Below are 366 nucleotides of genomic sequence, written 5' to 3' on the forward strand. Positions count from 1 at the left end.
GATATTCTTGATGGTTCTGGCCAGCTTTCGCGGCGATACGGGGATGTTTCTTTTGCTGTTAAAAATATCCAGAAGGCACATCTTGATATTGTCCAGCTTTTGATTGATCATTTTGTTCCTTTTCAGGTAAATGTTGGCGGGTCTTTGCCGGTCGGGGTTCCAGTGGTTTGTATCGACTTTAAGATACGTTCTGAATCGATAATTAATGTTGGCCGCCGCGTCGAAGATCACAACACGTAGATCGCGGGATTCCCCCTTATTAGGGAGGAAGTACTGAATTTCCATAGTGTTAAATTATAGGTTTTGAAATGTTTTTTTTTGCCGCTAATTTAACATAAAAAAGTAGTCCAGCCTAGACTACTTTTC

At 41.0% G+C, this 366-nt stretch carries 1 protein-coding gene; it reads left to right on the plus strand.

Annotated features, from left to right (window positions below):
• On the plus strand, nucleotides 1-240 hold a 240-nt coding region (locus ACPYOJ_RS34795), incomplete at its 5' end, for a hypothetical protein (protein ID WP_481420294.1).
• Nucleotides 241-366 lie beyond the last annotated feature (126 nt).

The sequence above is a fragment of the Rhizobium sp. SVR5-9E genome (genome assembly GCF_056755095.1).